The organism is Deinococcus sedimenti (assembly GCF_014648135.1).
GTDB lineage: Bacteria > Deinococcota > Deinococci > Deinococcales > Deinococcaceae > Deinococcus > Deinococcus sedimenti.
Genome location: NZ_BMQN01000006.1, coordinates 35,428 through 51,148, shown reverse-complemented (window position 1 = coordinate 51,148; position 15,721 = coordinate 35,428). Strand labels below are relative to the sequence as shown.

At 70.2% G+C, this 15,721-nt stretch carries 14 protein-coding genes; 11 read left to right on the top strand and 3 right to left on the bottom strand.

What is annotated here, in order from left to right; all coding sequences use genetic code 11:
* Positions 1–82: 82 nt before the first annotated feature.
* On the bottom strand, positions 83–904 hold the full coding sequence (locus tag IEY69_RS13175; protein ID WP_189073619.1) for an enoyl-CoA hydratase/isomerase family protein: 822 nt from the start codon (positions 902–904) through the stop codon (positions 83–85).
* Positions 905–1,030: 126 nt separating this feature from the next.
* Here IEY69_RS13175 and IEY69_RS13170 point away from each other — a divergent pair, with 126 nt between their 5' ends.
* Positions 1,031–1,678, top strand: coding sequence for a CAP domain-containing protein (locus tag IEY69_RS13170; RefSeq protein WP_189073618.1), 648 nt, complete (start codon positions 1,031–1,033; stop codon positions 1,676–1,678).
* A gap of 206 nt (positions 1,679–1,884) precedes the next feature.
* Here the strand turns inward: IEY69_RS13170 and wrbA are convergent, their stop codons facing one another.
* Together wrbA and glpX are read right to left on the bottom strand one after the other, a co-directional pair.
* Complete coding sequence (gene wrbA / locus IEY69_RS13165; protein ID WP_189073617.1) at positions 1,885–2,493, bottom strand: NAD(P)H:quinone oxidoreductase; 609 nt, start codon at positions 2,491–2,493, stop codon at positions 1,885–1,887.
* 339 nt (positions 2,494–2,832) lie between these two features.
* Complete coding sequence (gene glpX / locus IEY69_RS13160; protein ID WP_189073616.1) at positions 2,833–3,846, bottom strand: class II fructose-bisphosphatase; 1,014 nt, start codon at positions 3,844–3,846, stop codon at positions 2,833–2,835.
* A 300-nt stretch (positions 3,847–4,146) separates the two neighbouring features.
* Here glpX and pgm point away from each other — a divergent pair, with 300 nt between their 5' ends.
* The 10 genes from pgm (at position 4,147) to IEY69_RS13110 (ending at position 15,655) form a co-directional block, all read left to right on the top strand.
* Positions 4,147–5,796: a phosphoglucomutase (alpha-D-glucose-1,6-bisphosphate-dependent) gene (pgm, locus tag IEY69_RS13155; protein ID WP_189073615.1), complete on the top strand. Its 1,650-nt coding sequence runs from the start codon at positions 4,147–4,149 to the stop codon at positions 5,794–5,796.
* A 453-nt stretch (positions 5,797–6,249) separates the two neighbouring features.
* Positions 6,250–7,062, top strand: coding sequence for an MHYT domain-containing protein (locus IEY69_RS13150; RefSeq protein WP_189073614.1), 813 nt, complete (start codon positions 6,250–6,252; stop codon positions 7,060–7,062).
* A 78-nt stretch (positions 7,063–7,140) separates the two neighbouring features.
* A complete protein-coding gene (locus tag IEY69_RS13145) occupies positions 7,141–7,503 on the top strand; it encodes a response regulator transcription factor (RefSeq protein ID WP_189073613.1) in 363 nt (120 codons plus the stop codon).
* Positions 7,503–7,886, top strand: coding sequence for a chemotaxis protein CheW (locus IEY69_RS13140; RefSeq protein ID WP_189073612.1), 384 nt, complete (start codon positions 7,503–7,505; stop codon positions 7,884–7,886). Before IEY69_RS13145 ends, IEY69_RS13140 begins: the two co-directional genes overlap by 1 nt.
* 62 nt (positions 7,887–7,948) lie before the next feature.
* Positions 7,949–10,165: a methyl-accepting chemotaxis protein gene (locus IEY69_RS13135; protein WP_229783947.1), complete on the top strand. Its 2,217-nt coding sequence runs from the start codon at positions 7,949–7,951 to the stop codon at positions 10,163–10,165.
* 16 nt (positions 10,166–10,181) lie between these two features.
* Positions 10,182–12,905 carry a hybrid sensor histidine kinase/response regulator gene (locus IEY69_RS13130; protein WP_189073611.1) on the top strand — a complete coding sequence of 908 codons (2,724 nt, stop codon included), beginning with the start codon at positions 10,182–10,184 and terminating at the stop codon, positions 12,903–12,905.
* Positions 12,902–13,657 carry a DUF4388 domain-containing protein gene (locus tag IEY69_RS13125; protein ID WP_189073610.1) on the top strand — a complete coding sequence of 252 codons (756 nt, stop codon included), beginning with the start codon at positions 12,902–12,904 and terminating at the stop codon, positions 13,655–13,657. The genes IEY69_RS13130 and IEY69_RS13125 overlap by 4 nt, the downstream gene beginning before the upstream one ends.
* Positions 13,654–14,523 (top strand): response regulator, encoded by an 870-nt coding sequence (locus IEY69_RS13120; protein WP_189073609.1) that lies wholly within the window; start codon positions 13,654–13,656, stop codon positions 14,521–14,523. Before IEY69_RS13125 ends, IEY69_RS13120 begins: the two co-directional genes overlap by 4 nt.
* 162 nt (positions 14,524–14,685) lie before the next feature.
* Positions 14,686–14,883, top strand: a complete 198-nt coding sequence (locus IEY69_RS13115) for a hypothetical protein (RefSeq protein WP_229783946.1) — start codon at positions 14,686–14,688, stop codon at positions 14,881–14,883.
* Positions 14,873–15,655 carry a DUF421 domain-containing protein gene (locus IEY69_RS13110; protein ID WP_229783945.1) on the top strand — a complete coding sequence of 261 codons (783 nt, stop codon included), beginning with the start codon at positions 14,873–14,875 and terminating at the stop codon, positions 15,653–15,655. The genes IEY69_RS13115 and IEY69_RS13110 overlap by 11 nt, the downstream gene beginning before the upstream one ends.
* The last annotated feature ends 66 nt before the right edge of the window (positions 15,656–15,721 follow it).

Genomic DNA, 15,721 nt, shown 5'->3' with positions numbered 1-15,721 from the left:
GAGGGGAGCTGTCAGCGCAGCTGACTGAGGGGTTCCGCTGCGCAGCAGCCTCCCTTCCCACTTCCCACTCCCCACTGCCCTTTTACAGCGGCGCGTCGTCCGCGAAGTTGGGTGCGCGTTTTTCGCGGAGGCTGCTGAGGCCTTCGCGGACGTCGGGGCCGGTGAAGCCGAGGAATTCCAGCGCGAGGGACGCGTCGAAGGTGGGCCCGGCCTGTCTGAGCCAGTTGTTCAGGGCGTATTTGGTCCAGCGGGTGGCGGTGGGGCTGCCGCCCGCGAGTTGCTGGGCGACCGTCCAGGCGCGGTCCATGAGTTCGTCGTCGGGGACGGTGAGGCTGACGAGGCCGATGCGTTCGGCTTCGATGCCGCTGACGGGTTCGCCGGTCATGAGGTGGTATTTGGCTTTGTTCAGGCCGCACAGGAGGGGCCAGATGATCGCGGCGTGGTCTCCGGCGGCGACGCCCAGGCGGACGTGGCCGTCGAGGAGGCGGGCAGTGTGCGCGGTGATGCTGACGTCGGCCAGGAGGGCGACGGCAAGTCCGGCGCCGACGCAGGGGCCGTGGATGGCGCTGACGATGGGTTTGGAGCAGTTGATGACGTTGTACACGAGGTCGCGGGCTTCTTTCCAGACGCGGGTGAGGGCGGTGAAGTCGCTGCTCATCTCCTCGATCAGGGTGAAGTCCCCGCCGCTGCTGAACCCGCGTCCCTCGCCGCGCACGAGGACGCAGCGGATGCCGGGGGTGTCGTCGATGTCGCGCCACACGCGGGTCAGGGCGCGGTGTGCGTCGGCGTTCACGCTGTTCAGGGTCTTGTCGCTGCGGATGACGACTTCCAGGATGCCGCCGTCGTGCAGCTGGAGGTTCAGGCCGGGGTACGCGCCGGGCGCGGTGAGCTGGGCTGTGGTCATGCGGGCAGGGTAGCGGCTGGGGTGGTGGGAGCGCGTCGGCGTGTCCGGCGAGGTGGGATGGCTCGGCGCTGGGGGGGGTGGTCAGATTGGGCAGCCGGTGGGGGCGAGGCGTCCTAGGCTTGAGGTATGACGCGTGTGACGGTGGGTGCCGCTGTGGGTGCGGCGATGGTGTGGATGTCGGTGCTGGTGGGCTGCTCGCCGTCTGAGGTGCCGTCCGGGCCGGATCTGGTGAAGGTGACGGTGACGGACGCGCAGTACGGCGTGACGTTCGACTATCAGGCGTCGCCGGCGTTCGCGCCGCTGCGGGTGCCGCTGGCGGATTTCCCGCAGTCGGTGGCGGAGCGGGACATGCTGGCGGCCGTCAATGCCGAGCGGGCGCGGGGTGGGGTCTGCCCGGGCGGGTCGTTCGCGCCGGTGGGGGCGCTGCAGTTCGAGGGGCACCTGCACCGCGCGGCGACGCTGTATGGGCGGGAACTGGCCGCATCGGGCGGACTGACGCTGCCGCACCGGAGTGCGGTGGATGGTCGGGTGCCGTCCCAGCGGATGGTGGACGCCGGGTACCGGCCGGTGCCGCCGCGGGGCGGACAGTGGGTGTTCGGGGAGAGTCTCGCGGGCGGGGCGGGTCTGACGGCGCCGGCGGAGGTGATCGCGGCGTGGAAAGGCAGCAGCAGTCACTGCGCGGCGCTGTTCGGGGCGGTGTCGGATGCGTCGGTGGCGCGGGTGGACGGCGCTGCCGGGCCGTACTGGGTGCTGAATACGGCCGGCTGGCGCTGAGCGGCTGGTCTGGTGGCATGACGGGGGCCCGCACGTGCATGTCGTGCGGGCCTCTTGCGGTGCTGGGTTCGCAGCGGTGTCCAGTTCCATTGAAGGGCCAAAGGCACGCCCTTCAATTTCACCTCCACCCGCTGATGGCGGCGGATCTTCGAGCTCCTCGTTTCAGAGAGACTGAGAAAACCCCTCAGTCTCCCTGAACGCCGCTGTCAGTTCTTGAGTTTCGTGGTGACTTCGATCAGGCGGCGGGTCTGGTGGGCGATGGTGGTGCGGTCCTCGTCGCTCAGGGGCTGGCCGTTCGCGGTGACGCTGGCGCCGTAGGGGTTGCCGCCGGACGCGAAGATGGCCGGGTCGGTGTAGCCGGGCGCGACGATGATCGAGCCCCAGTGCATGGCGGTGATGTACAGGGTCTGCAGGGTGGTTTCCTGGCCGCCGTTGGGGTTCTGGGCGCTGGTCATGGCGCTGAAGGTCTTGTTGGCGAGTTTCCCGGTGCCCCACAGGCCGCCCAGGGTGTCGATGAACGCGCGGACCTGGCTGGCGGCGCCGCCGAAGCGGGTGGGGCTGCTGAACAGGTAGGCGTCGGCCCATTCGAGGTCGGCGGGGGTGGCGGTGGGGACGTCGGCGCTGCGTTCCTGCTGGGCCTTCCAGGCGTCCTGGGTGTCGATGACGGCCTGGGGGGCGGTCTCGGGGACTTTCAGGACGCGGACCTCGGCGCCGGTGGCGCGGGCGGCCTCGGCGGCGGCTTCGGCCATGGCGTGGTTGGTGCCGTAGGTGGAGTAGTAGACGATGGCCAGTTTGATCGGGGAGGGCGTGGTCATGCCGTGAGCTTAGCGCTGACCGCCCATTCATTCAATGTTGAATGATTTAGGATAAATTGTGTCTCTTCAAATCAGAATCTCATTCCAGTCAGGCGCAGACTGAGGCGAACCGGCTGTCATACGGGATTGAAATGACTTGCCTGCCACGTGATCGCGCTCCGTTATCCCCTTTCCCCGTGTGGGAGAAGGAGGGAGGAGCGAAGCGACGGAAGGGTGAGGGGGCCACAGGGCGGCTCCAAATGACGTGGAATCACTTGTATCCCGGATCAGTGGGCCTTTCCGACCAGCACAGGAGGCGCACCCGAACATGGGCCGCCTCCCGGGAATCGACCGGCTGGGTCAGACGCGGATGGTCACGCGCGCCCCGTCGTCCTCCAGGTGCACCGTGTCGATGAAGCGCACCACGCGCGTCGCGTAGCCCATCACCAGCGTGTGGGTGCGTGCCCCGCCGCCGAAGCGACGCACGCCGCTGAGCAGTTCGCCGTACGTGATGCCGGTCGCGCTGAACACCATCTGCTTCCCAGGGGCCAGATCGTTGGTCTTGTACACCCTGTTCTCGTCCACGCCCATCGCCTTGAACCGCTCGCGCATGGCGTCGTCCTCCGCGATGAAGCGGCCCTGGATCTCCGCGCCCAGGCACTTCATGGCCGCCGCCGACAGCACCCCCTCGGGCGCGCCACCCGAGCCCATCAGCGCGTGCACGCCCGTTCCGCGCACGCCGACCTGCAGGCTGGCGACCACGTCGCCGTCCCCGATCAGTTTCACGCGCGCCCCGGCGGCCCGCACGCGGCGGATCAGGTCCGCGTGCCGCTCACGGTCCAGGATGGTGATCATCAGGTCGTCCACGTCGCGTTCCAGGCTCTGCGCCAGGACGTTCAGGTTCGCCTCGACCGGCCAGTCCAGGTTCACCTTCCCGGCGGCGGGGGGCGGCACGACCAGCTTGTCCATGTAGCAGTCCGGCGCGTGCATCAGGCCGCCCCGCTCGGACAGGGCGATCACGGCCAGTCCGTTCGGGAGGCCCTTGGCGGTCACGCTGGTGCCCTCGACCGGGTCCACGGCGATGTCCACCTCGTACTGACCCTGCCCGACCTTCTCGCCGATGTACAGCATGGGGGCCTCGTCCATCTCGCCCTCGCCGATCACGACCGTCCCGCGGATATCCAGGCTGTTCAGCAGTTCGCGCATGGCCTCGGTGCCCGCGCCGTCCACAGCGTTCTTGTCGCCCATGCCCATCCAGCGGCTGGCGGCCAGGGCGGCGCCCTCGGTCACCCGCGCCGTTTCCAGGACCAGGGCGTGCTCGAAGTGGTTGGTGTCCACGCGGTTTTCCGCGCCTTGTTTCCGCTTGACCGTCATGCCGTTAACGTAACACGCAGCGTAAAAAAACCGCTTCCGGGAGCGGTTCCAGCGCGTGATTGGTGTGTCACTCCGGCGGGGAATCAGGTCAGCGCAGCACGCCCGCCCACACCAGCAGCAACCACAGCACCACCGGAATGGCCAGCGAACCCACGATCAGCTTCAGCAGGCGCCACCAGTCGTTCAGGAACTCCTTCACGCCCCCAGGGTAGCAGCCGCCCGCGCGCGCGACCGGGTGCGCCTTCACGCTGTCTTGCCCCTGGGCCGCCGCGCCGGGGCGCAGTCCGTACACTGGCGGGTATGACCCTCAGCCCCCTGGCCGGTAAACGCGCGCCGCAGAGCCTGCTGACGAACATCCCCCGACTGGTCGCCCACTACTACGAGACCCGCCCCGACGTGCACGATCCCCTCCAGCGCGTCGCCTTCGGCACCAGCGGGCACCGCGGCACCAGCATCAACGGCAGTTTCAACGAGTCGCACATCCTGGCGGTCACGCAGGCCGTCGCCGAGCACCGCGCCGCCGCCGGGATCCGGGGGCCTCTGTTCATGGGCCTGGACACCCACGCGCTGTCCGAACCCGCCTGGATGACCGCGCTGCAGGTCCTCGTCGCCAACGGCGTGCAGGTGCGCGCGCAGGCAGGCGCGTTCACACCCACCCCGCTGATCAGCCACGCGATCCTCGAACACAACCGCCCCGGGCGCGAGGGCAGACCCGACCACGACTGGGCCGACGGAATCGTCATCACGCCCAGCCACAACCCCCCGCAGGACGGCGGGTTCAAGTATAACCCCCCCTCCGGCGGTCCGGCCGACACCGACGTGACCGGCGCCGTGCAGGCCCGCGCGAACGCCATCCTGGAGAACGAACTGCGCGACGTGCAGCGCGTCTCGCTCGAGGACGCCCTGGCGGGCCTGACGGACTTCGACTTCATCACGCCCTACGTCTCGCAACTTGGGACGGTCGTGAACCTGGATGCCATCCGCCAGAGCGGCGTGCGGATCGGTGTGGACCCGCTGGGCGGCAGCAGTCTCCCGGTGTGGCAGGCCATCCAGGCGCAGCACGGCCTGAACCTGACCATCGTGAACGAGGACATCGACCCGCGCTTCGCGTTCATGAGCGTCGACCGCGACGGGAAGATCCGCATGGACTGCTCCAGCCCGTACGCCATGGCGGGCCTGCTGGCCCTGAAGGACGACTTCGACGTGGCGATCGGCAACGACCCGGACGCCGACCGGCACGGCATCGTGACCCGCGCGGGCCTGATGAACCCCAACCACTACCTGGCCGTGATGATCGAGTACCTGTTCAGCCACCGCCCCGGCTGGCGCGCGGACGCCGCGATCGGCAAGACGCTGGTCAGCAGCGCCCTGATCGACCGGGTGGGCGCCGGGATCGGGCGGCGTGTCGTGGAGGTCCCGGTCGGCTTCAAGTACTTCGTCGAGGGCCTGCTGGACGGCTCCTTCGGCTTCGGGGGAGAGGAGAGCGCCGGGGCGAGCTTCCTGCGCCTCGACGGCTCTCCCTGGAGCACCGACAAGGACGGCCTGATCCCCGGGCTGCTCGCCGCCGAGATGACCGCCGTGACCGGCAAGACGCCCAGCGAACGTTTCGCGGACCTCACCGCTCGCTACGGCGAGACCGCCTACGACCGCCAGGACGCCCCCGCCGACGCCGCGCAGAAGAAGATCCTCTCCAGCCTCAGCCCCGAGCAGGTCACCGCGACCACGCTGGGCGGCGACCCCATCACCGCGAAACTCACCCGCGCGCCCGGGAACGGCGCAGGCATCGGCGGGCTGAAGGTCACCACCGATCAGGCGTGGTTCGCCGCGCGCCCCAGCGGCACCGAGGACGTATACAAGATCTACGCCGAGAGCTTCCGCGGCGAAGGGCACCTGAGGCAGGTCATGACCGAGGCCCGCGACGTCGTGAGTGCCGCCCTCGCGGGCCACTGACCGCGACTCTCCCGAAGCCGGTCAGAATCGGCTCCCCAGGGCCCTGTCCCGCCCACGGCCCATTCCGGCACCCATCCGTTCCCGCCCGGTCCTGACCCAGGATCCCGGGCGGGGGCGGGTGCGGTCATGACGCGCCGTGAAGACCCTGCACAGGCCTCCACAGCGGGCGGGTGGGCGGTCGGCAGTCCGCTCGGCGTGGGGTCAGCTCACAGCACTTGGGGCAACTCACACGAACCTCATTGACTAGAGTGGGGGCCTGCCGGGCTGCGGGCAGGGCCCCATGACGTCCAGCAGCGGTGCAGTCGGCTGCCCACCACACCGCGCGGCGGGCCCCCTGACCGGCACGCCGGACACGGGCGTCATCAGTAAGTTTTATGTGAGTACAGATTTCCTATTTTCGGATATCGAAGCTACGCACGCAGACGCTGCCCGCGTTTCACAGGAGGAAGTTAGATGGAAGACTCTGGAATGCTGCACCACACCTGGATGGGTTCCTACATCATCCTGTCCTACGCGATCGCCACGGTGGCGTCGTACATGTCCCTGGAACTCGCTGGCCGCGCCGGACGCCAGTTCAACACCGCCGCCAGCCGCTTCTGGCTGATCGCTCAGGCTCTGGTTCTCGGGTACGGCATCTGGGCCATGCACTTCATCGGCATGCTGGCCTTCCAGGTGAACGCCGCCACCAGCCTGAACTACCCGATCACGATCCTCTCGGGCCTGATCGCCGTGGCCTTCGTGTACCCCGCCCTGCGCGTCCTGCACAGCGGCCCCCTGAAACTGCCCCGGCTGGCCATCGCCGGCGCGATCGCCGGGACCGGCATCGTCGTCATGCACTACACCGGCATGGTCGCCTACCGCATGCCCGGCACCGAGATCCAGATCAACGTCCTCGCGCTGATCGGCTCCATCGTGATCGCCGTGGGCGCCAGCATGGCCGCGCTGTTCCTGTTCCACCTGCTCACCAGCGACTGGGCCCGCCAGAAGACCCGCGCCCAGCTGGTCGGCGTGAAGGCCGGAGCGGCCGCCGTGATGGGCGTCGCCATCACCGGCATGCACTACACCGGCATGGCCGCCCTGCAGTACAAGATCGTGGACGAAATGAAGGTCGGGATCGCCGCCAACGGCATCGACACCACCCTGCTGGCCCTGGTGATCGGCACCGTGTCCTTCCTGCTGATGGGCCTGACCCTGACCAGCGTGCTCATGGACGCCGGCCGCGGCGGCGACCTGGACGAACTGGACTTCGGCAGCGCCGCCGACTGACCCGCGACCTTCACGTATCCTCTGCACCCTGCGGCGCGTCCAGCATGAACCGACGCGCCCGGAAAGGAAAAGAACACCATGGCCCGAATCCTGATTGTTGATGACTCCCCCGCCGACCTGAAGTTCATGGAAGCCGCCCTGAAAGCCACCCCGCACAGCGTCACCGCGCTGAACGACCCCGCCCAGGTGGAAGCGGTCGCCGACCAGCTGCGCCCGGACCTGCTGCTCGTGGACGTCGTCATGCCCGGCCGCAACGGCTACGAGGTCGTGCGCGGCCTGCGCCGCCAGCCCGGCATGGAATCCCTGAAGGTCGTGTTCGTGTCCAGCAAGGGCACCGAAACCGACGTGAAGTGGGGCCTGCGCCAGGGCGCCGACGACTACATCGTCAAACCCTACACCCCCGAGCAGGTGCTCGGCGTCGTGAACCGGCTGATCGGCTGATGCCCGACGCGCTGCTCGTCCGCGTGCAGGACACCCGCCTGGCGCTGCCCCTCTCGGGCGAGCAGACCATCGCGGAGATCGGCACCGTCGCGCCCCTCCCACACGGCGAGCCGCTGCTGCGCGGCCTGACCACCCTCCAGGGCCGCGCCGTACCCCTGCTCGACCTTGCCCCGCTGCTCGGCCACCCGGCCACGCCGGACACCCGCCTGATGGTGCTGACCAGCCTCGAAGGGGAACGCGTCGCCCTGATCGTCGACGAGGTCTACGGCGTCAGCAGCGTCCCCACCCCGCCCCCCGGCACGGCCCTGCTGCTCGACGTGCCCGGCGGCCCGCTGCTCAACCCGTCCGCCCTGCTGCGCGACCTGCGCGACCACCTCAGCTGACCCGGCGCGCCGCGCGCCCATCCACCCGCCCCGTTTCCCGCTCCCCGCCCGGAGGCCCACCCATGCAACTCCAGTTCCAGACCGCCCGCCTGAACCGCGCCAACCGCAAAACCAACGCCCAGCGTGTCGGCTGGCTGGGACAGCTGCGCGTGGGCCAGAAGCTCTCGCTCGCCGCGTTCGCGTTCGCCATCCCCCTGACCGTGCTGGTCAGCACCCTGCTCGTCGAGCAGCAGACCGCCATCACCAAAACCAAACGCGAGCTGAACGGGATCGAGCAGTTCGGCCCGCTGCGCGACATCAACACCAACCTCGCCAGCTTCGTCGCCACCGCCCTGCGCGGCGACACGGCCGGCGCCGAGAAGGCCACGGCCGCCATGGACAGCGCCATCGACCGCCTGGAAGGACAGGTGTCGCCCGAGTACCGCGAGCGCGTGCAGAACCTGCGCCGCGACTGGAAGACCCTGCCCGACTCGGTCGGCACGCAGCCCGACCTGGCGATCCTGCAGACCTACGCCCAGCTGCTCAGCACCTACCAGCGCGACCTGAGCGAAGATCTCCTGACCCAGTCGGGCCTGATGCTTGACCCGGTCCCCCAGACCTTCCACACCATGGAATCCACGCTGCGCATCCTGCCGCGCCTGTCCACGGGTCTGAACCTCGCCGGCCTGACCACGGAAGCCGGCCGCCGCGAGGCGGGCGAGGACACCGCGTACCTGAGCGTGCTGCGCGACCTGAACGTCACGCTGCAGGAAGCCCTGACCGCCTACAACGCCAGCGTCGACCGCGTGGTCCGCGCCGACCCCGAAGCGGGCAAGGCCCTGAACGAGGCCGCGCTGAAACTGAACGACGCCGTGACCCCCGCCCTGGCCGACCTGGGCGCCGCGGTGGAAGCCGGCAACCTGAACGGCGTGGACGTCCAGGGCATCCAGAACAACGCGCTGCTTCAGGTGGGCGCCGCGTACAACTCCGGCTTGACCGCCCTGCAGCGTGACCTGACCGACCGCGTGGACACCACCGAACGGCAGCGTCTGCTGTCGCTGCTGGCCATCATCGCCGCGCTGGTGCTGGCGTTCACCCTGCTGATCCGCCTGTCGCGCGCCATCGTCAAACCGCTGACCGAACTGACCCGCGCCAGCCGCGCCGTGTCCAGCGGTGACCTGAACGTGCAGGTGCCCGTGCAGACCCGCGACGAGCTGGGCTACATGGCCTACACCTTCAACAACGCCACCACGCAGCTGCGCGTCAACGAAGAGAAGAACGTCGCCGAACGCGAGGAAGCCGCCAAGCTGCAGAACAACATCGGCTCGTTCCTGGACGTCACCATGGACATCGCGGGCGGCGACCTGACCCGCCGCGGCGTCGTCAGTGAGGACGTGCTGGGGAACGTCGTCGACTCCATCAACCTGATGGTCGACGAGCTGGGCGAGGTGCTCGGGGAAGTGCAGAAGGCCTCCGTGTCCGTGACGGACGCCAGCCGCGACATGCTCTCCACCACCGACCAGATCGTGAAGGGCGCCGACACCACCACCCAGGAAACCCGCCGCGTGGCCGACCAGGTGCGCGCCGTGACCGACGGCTTCCGCGAGATGGCCGAGGCCGCCCAGCAGAGCGCCGAATCCGCCCGCCAGGCACTGGAAGCGTCCCAGCAGGGTCGCGAGGCCGTGCTCGGAACGCTGGACGGCATGCAGAACATCCGCCGCGAGGTGCAGGGCGTCGCCCGGCGCATCAAGACCCTCGGGGAACGCTCGCTGGAAATTCAGGAGATCGTCGACACCATCTCCCGCCTGTCCAGCCAGACCAACCTGCTCGCACTGAACGCCTCCATCGAGGCCGCCGGTGCAGGGGCCGCCGGCAGCCGCTTCGCGATCGTCGCAGACGAAGTGCGTAAACTCGCGGACTCCTCCGCACAGGCCACCGCCCGCATCGCCAGCCTGATCCGCACGGTGCAGCTGGAAATCACGGAAGTGGTCACCAGCGTGGAAGACAACACCCGCGAGGTGGAACAGGGCTACCGCGTCGCCGCCGTCGCCGGGGAGCGCATCGAGCAGCTGGGCAAACTGGCCGCCGAATCCGCGCAGTTCGCCGAGCGCATCAACACGGCCACCACCGAGCAGGTGCGCAGCGTCGAGCAGGTGAGCGAGGCCGTGCAGCAGATCGGTCAGGTCGCCGAGGAATCCAACGAGAGCGTCGAGCAGGGCCGCGCCGCCGCCCGCCGCCTGCAGCACCTCGCGCAGAACCTGCTGCAGAGCCTCTCGCGTTTCAAGCTCCCCACCAACTGAGCCCAAAGGAGCCGATGTGACGTCCCTCACCCCCCCGGTCACCCTGGACCCGGAACTCACAGCCACCTACCTGCAGGACGCCCGCAGCGTCGCTGCCGGGCTGGAGGACGCCACCGTCGACCTGTGGGTTCCCGACGACCGCCCCCGCGCCCTGGACACCCTGTGGGTGCTCAGCCACCGCCTGCACGGCACCGCCGGCCTGTACGGCCACCCGCAGACCGCCGCGCTCGCCGCGCTGCTCGAACGCCTGATGGAAGGCCGCGCGTGGCTGAACACCGACGACGCCATTCCGATCCTCACCGAGATCCTGGAACGCGCCAACACCTGCTTCGGTGACGCCTTCAACCAGATCGAGCAGGGCCAGAGCGAGGGCGACGTGGGACTGCAGTTCGCCGACCTGGGCGGCCCCGCCCAGGTGACCGAACTGCTGCGCACCCAGCCCTTCCAGTTGCAGGCGCGGCAGGCCAATCGCGACGACCAGGAAGAACTGCCCTTCGCGGTCGTGAACGCCGCCATCTGGGAGGACTTCGGCCCGGAAGCGGCTGAACTGACCGCCACGCTGCGCGCCGGCCTGCACGCCGACACGCCCGACCTGACCGCGTTGTTCCGCGCCGCGCACACCCTGAAGGGCAGCAGCGCCATGGTGGGCCTGGCCGAGATGGCCGAGGTCGGGCACGCCATGGAGGACCTGCTGGGCGCCGCCCGTGAGGACGCCGTCACCCTGGACCGCGCGCTGCCGCTGATCGACGACGGCCTGAACGTCGTGGATCTCGTGCTCGCGCACGCCGAGGGGCAGGTCCGGGAATCCCCGCAGCACCGCATCCAGGGCTACCGCGCCGCCGTGGCTGCGCTGCTCAGCGGGCAGGACCCCACCACCCTGATCCCCACCCCCGAAGGGCAGGCGCAGGCCGCCCCGGTGCAGGAAGCGCGCCTGAGCGTCCGCGTGGACAGCGGCCGCCTGGACGGCATGCTGGACGACGTGGCCGGACTGGTCGCCGCGCGCGCGCGCCTGAACGGCCTGCTGCTGCGCCAGCAGCAGATCGCCCGCAGCCTCGACGCCGCGCACGAACGCGTGCAGCGTACCGTGCGCGACTTCGAGGAACGCTACCTGAACCCCAACCTGACCCCCGGCGGGGCCAGCGCGGGCGTGCCGCTGGACCGCACGCCCGGCCAGGCGCCGGTCAGCGTGGACCTGGGCCTGCAGGACCGCCTCGCGGACTTCGGGGCGCTGGAACTCGACAGTTACGACGACCTGAACATCCTCGCGCGCGCCGTGACCGAGCTGAGCGCCGACCTCGTGGAGGTCCGCGCGCAGACCGCGCAGGCCATCAGCACACTGGGCGACGAACTGACCGGCCTGGAAAAACTCACCCGTCAGCTGCGCGTGGAACTCAGCCGCGCCCGCCTCGTGCCGCTCGAGCGCGTCACCGCGCCCCTGCACCGCTGGGCCGGGCGCCGCGAGGACCTGAAACTCACCGTGCACGGCGAGGACAGCCTGATCGACGCGCAGTACGCCGGGCCGCTCGGGCAGGCGCTGCTGCACCTCCTGACGAACGCCGCCGTGCACGGCGCGCAGAGCTCCGAGGACCGCGCCGAGCAGGGCAAGAAGCCGCTGCTGCAGGTCAGCGTGGACGCCCACGTCGCCGACGGTCACCTGCACGTCACCGTGCGCGACGACGGGCGCGGCCTGAACTACGACGCGCTGCGCCAGCGCGCCCTGCAGTCCGGGCACGTCAGCGCCGGCGAGCTGGGCAGCATGACCGACGCGCAGACCGCGCAGCTGGTGTTCCTGCCGGGCCTGAGCACCGCCGCGCAGGTCACGCAGGAAGCCGGACGCGGCGTCGGCATGGACGCCGTGCGCGACACCATCACCCGCTTGGGCGGCCGCGTCAGCATCAGCAGCGTGCCCGGCCAGGGTACCGCCACCACCCTGCACGTCCCCATCGCGCAGCAGATCACCGACGTGCTCGTCCTGCGCGCTGGCACCCAGCGCGTCGCGGTGCTCGCCAGTCAGGTGCAGGGCATGACCGTCCTCGACGGTGACGCCCCCGACGGCAGCGTGGACCTCAGCGACCTGTGGGGCGAGACGCCCGCCCAGACCCGCTACGTGGCCCGCCTGTCCGTCCCGGCCGAAGACGGCGGCACGCTGCACCTCATCGTGGACGAATTCCACAGCATCGAGGAAATCGTGCTGCGCCCCGCCGGGAACCTCCTGAGCCCGCTGGAGTACCTCAGCGGCATGACCACCCTGAACGACGAGCACGGACAGGCGTTCCCGGTCGCCGTCCTGAACCCCGCCGGTCTGCGCCGCGCCCGCCGCGCCCAGCGCACCGGCGTCGCCGCCGCCCTCCAGAGCGCCGGACGGATCCTGCTCGTCGACGACAGCCTCAGCGTGCGCCGCCACGTGGGTCGCAGCCTGGAACGCTTCGGGTATCAGGTCACCACCGCCAGCGACGGCCAGGAAGCCCTGGAACGCCTGCTGGCAGGCGAACCAGCCGACCTGCTGCTGAGCGACCTGGAAATGCCGCGCATGAACGGCTTCGAGCTGCTGCGCGCCGTGCGCTCCAGCGCCGCGCACGCCGGACTGCCCGTGGTCATCATGACCACCCGCGCTGGGGAGAAACACCAGCAGCTCGCCATGGAACTCGGCGCGAACGACTACCTCGCCAAACCCGCCGAGGAACGCCTGCTGCACCGCCGACTCGACGCGCTGCTCGCCGCCGCCGGAGTCCAGGCATGACCGCGGGCGACGGGGCCGCCTGCCTGGTGGTGTCCCCCCACCTGTCACGCGCCCTGTCGCACGCCGCCCTGATCGAAGCGGCCGGCTGGACCGCCACGACCGCCGCCGGCGGCCTGCACGCCCTCACGCAGATCGAACGCGAGAAACCGGTCCTGGTGACCATCGACCCGCTGCTGGAAGACCTGAGTCCCGCCGACCTGCACGAGATCCTGCGCGACGACCCCGCCACCGCAGACACCATCGTCCTGATCCCTGGCGCGCAGCGGCCCGCCCGGTACGGCGGCCCCTTCGACGTGAGCGTTCCTGCCGGCCTGACCGCCCCGGACGCCCTGGCGCTGGCCCTGCAGGCCCTGGGGGGCGCCACCGCGCCCACCTGGCACGACCCCGAGAGCGCCGCGCTGAGCGGGGAACTGGGCACCCTGCCCCTGACCGACATCCTGCTGTGCGCGCAGGAACTGCAACTGTCCGGGCTGCTGCTGATCTACCATGGCCCGCAGCCCGCTCACCTCGTGCTGCGCAAAGGTGAGATCATTGACGCGGAATGCGGGGAACGCACCGCCCCCCAGGCGATCACGCACCTGCTGAGCAGCCGCGCTCCGGGCGACTTCCGCTTTCACCTCATGCCGCCCGATCCCCTCAGCGCCTACCCGCGCGGCGTGACCACGCCCACCTCGCGCCTGCTGATGGAAGCGGCCGTGCACGAGGATCACGCCCACGCCGCTCCGCAATCATCCGCCCTGGAGGCCTCATGAACCCAGCCGATATCACCCCCCCCATTACCGTCCTGGTCGTGGACGATTCCGTCAGTGTCCGCAAGGCGCTGGAACGCATCCTCGCCCCGCAGGGCTACCAGATCCGCATGGCCGACAGCGCCGAGAGCGCCCTCGACACCCTCGACCCCCTCCCGGACCTCGTGCTGGCGGACATCCTGATGCCCGGCATGAGCGGACTGGAACTGACCCGCATCATGAACGACCGCGGCATGAACGTTCCCGTGATGCTCATGAGCGGCATCGTGGACGAGGTCACCCAGCGCGACGCGCAGGCCGCCGGGGCGCGCGGCGTGCTGCGCAAACCCTTCACCCCCGCCGAACTGCTGCCCGCCATCGAGCCGCAGGTGCAGGCTGCCCTGGCTGCCCGCGCGCAGCGTGACGGCGTGCCCGTCGCCGCCGCGCCGGCCCCCGCCCCGGCGTTCGCGGGTGCGTCCGCTCCCGCCAGCGCCCCGACCTTCTCTCCGGCCACGGTTTCCCAGGCACCCGTCTCCCCGGCGCCCGCCGCTGCTGCGGCCCCGGCGTCCGCGCAGACCGGACCGCTGGCGGGCCTGAGCACCGTGGCGGGCGTCGATGGGGCCGTGCTGTACAACGCCGACGGCGAGCGTCTCGCCCAGTTCGGGCCGGAACTGCCCGAGAGCTTCGCCATGTACGCCCGCTTCATGGTCACCGCGGCCGCCACCGCCAGCCACCACCTGAACCGCGGCGACCTGAGCGGCATTGTCCTCAGCTACGCCGGGCAGACCCTGCTCCTGAGCCCCCACCGCGACGGCCAGCTGGTCACGCTGCTGCGCAGCGGCGACGCCGCGTCCGGCGTGCAGGGCTGGCAGGCGTCCCAGCTGAACTGACCCGGATGCCGGTCTGCACCGTGCCCCGGAATCGAACGCGTTGAGCAGACCACATCCCGATGAATACCCGTGCGGCGCGGGCTCCCCAAGTCACCAGGGAGCCCGCGCCGCATGAAGGAACCCACCGGGCCACAGCCGCGACGGGCGCCCTACACTGCCGGTATGACGGCTGGAATGAACGCCCCCGCACAGACCGAGCGGTTGCGGCGCCGCAACGACCTGTGGCAGCAGCTCCGGACCACCGAACCCGGCTCGGTCACCTTCGAGCGGACCCTGACGGAACTCGGCACCCTGACCGGGTGGGAGCGGCGCCGCATCCTGGCCGGTCTGGGCCTCCAGGAGGACCACGGTGAGCGCTGAGATCATCCCCTTCGACTGGGGGCGGATGCTGCTGGGCGACGTGCCGCCGCTGTTCCTGCTGGAGATCGTCTTCCGCACCACCGTCATCTTCGGGTGGCTGCTGCTGCTGCTGCGCTTCACAGGCAAACGCGGCCTCGCGCAGCTCAGCCCGCTGGAACTGGCCATCGTGATCGGGCTGGGTTCCGCCGCCGGGGACCCCATGTTCTACCCCGAGGTGCCGCTGCTGCACGCCATGCTGGTGCTGGCGCTGGTGGTGGGGATGCAGTCCCTGATGGCCCGACTGGTGATCCGCAGCGAGCGCGTGGAGACCTTCATGGAGGGCGTACCGGTAGAACTCGTCCGGGACGGCGTCCTGAGCGGCGACGCCCTGCACCGCGCGAACCTCAGCCGCGAGGATCTGTTCGAACGCCTGCGCGCCCAGGGCGTGCGGCAACTGGGCGAGGTGCAGCGCGCCTACTTCGAGCAGGACGGCAACCTCACCGTGTTCACCCACGACCACGACGCGCCCCCCGGCCTGCCGGTCGTGCCCCCCTGGGACCTGGAACCCCCGTCGCCCGTGGCTCCCGGAGAGATGGTCACGGGACCGCTGGCCTGCCTGGGCTGCGGCGCCACCCGCGACAACCCGGAACAGCAGGACGCCGGCGCGCTGGACCGCTGCGCGTGCGGCAGTGAACGCTTCACGCGGGCCACCACCGACCCGCTGGCCGGAAGTGGCGACGGTGCCGCCGCCCGCGACGGCGGAGGGCGGGGCGCCCTGGCCGGACGCCGCTGACCCACCGGCCGCCTGCTCCGGTCGGAGAGCAATCTCGCGGACCAGTCGGACGGACGCCGATGGAAC